1 protein-coding gene is annotated in these 860 nt (G+C 54.2%); it reads right to left on the bottom strand.

Annotation, left to right across the window (positions count from 1 at the left end; all coding sequences use genetic code 11):
• Positions 1 to 274: 274 nt before the first annotated feature.
• Positions 275 to 703, bottom strand: coding sequence for a DUF4830 domain-containing protein (locus QVO51_RS00910; protein WP_022356850.1), 429 nt, complete (start codon positions 701 to 703; stop codon positions 275 to 277).
• Positions 704 to 860: the final 157 nt, after the last annotated feature.

Here is an 860-nt window from a genome sequence, read left to right on the forward strand (position 1 = left end):
ATGCTGCACAAAACGCAAAGGGATAAAATTTATTTCATGAATCGTGGGAATGGTTTAGCCTGTTCGTTTCCCACAAGAGAGGGGTGGGTTGTGGAAAAGAGAGTACGGTTGTCGCTCGCACACCGGTAGATGGGTCATGCGTGACCGCTCTGGTTAAACAAATAGAACAACACACATCTCCCCAAGACATTGGTAGAACGGTACTGCGTAGAAGCAGCACGCAGACCATAAGGAAACGCAGAAAAAGCAAGCAAAGCAGGGGACGGCGGGCGGGTCAAGTTTCCCCATGCAGACCGGTCTGCACCGTGGGCTGCTCCAGGGTATAGATACTTCCTGCCACGATGATGCCGCCGCATAGCAGCAGCTCCGCCCGGACGGGCACATCTCCACCGTAATTTTCCACCTGATAGGTGCAGCGCAGCGCCGCCTCCCCCTTGTGCCGGGACAGGGGGAAGCCCTGCTTTTCCTGTAATTGGCTGTAGGCTTCGTAGACGGTGTTGAACTGCCGGGGGATGGTTACCGTGTCCTCCTGCAACAGGGTCACCTGCCAGCCGCAGAGGTTCAGGTAGTACTCCCGGCTGTAGGCGTCCGGGTACAGCACCACGTTGTCGGTGGTGTCCGGAGTGTGCAGCAGCAGTAGCATGCCGGCAGTGCCAAGCAGGGCTGCACCTGCCAGGATGCGGAGAATATGGCGTTTTGTCATAGGTACCTCCTGTTTTGCTTTGTGGATTGGGTTTTTGTGACCAGTTTCTTTTGTTCGTTTCTTTATGCTCTGTGTGTTGTTTTTACGCTTTGCCGCTTTACCTTTGGTGACCGTTTTCTTTTTGCGTTTCTTTATGCTCTGCGTGCTTGGCATACGC

The organism is Ruminococcus sp. CAG:379 (genome assembly GCF_000434255.1).
Taxonomy (GTDB): domain Bacteria; phylum Bacillota; class Clostridia; order Oscillospirales; family Ruminococcaceae; genus Ruminococcus_F; species Ruminococcus_F champanellensis.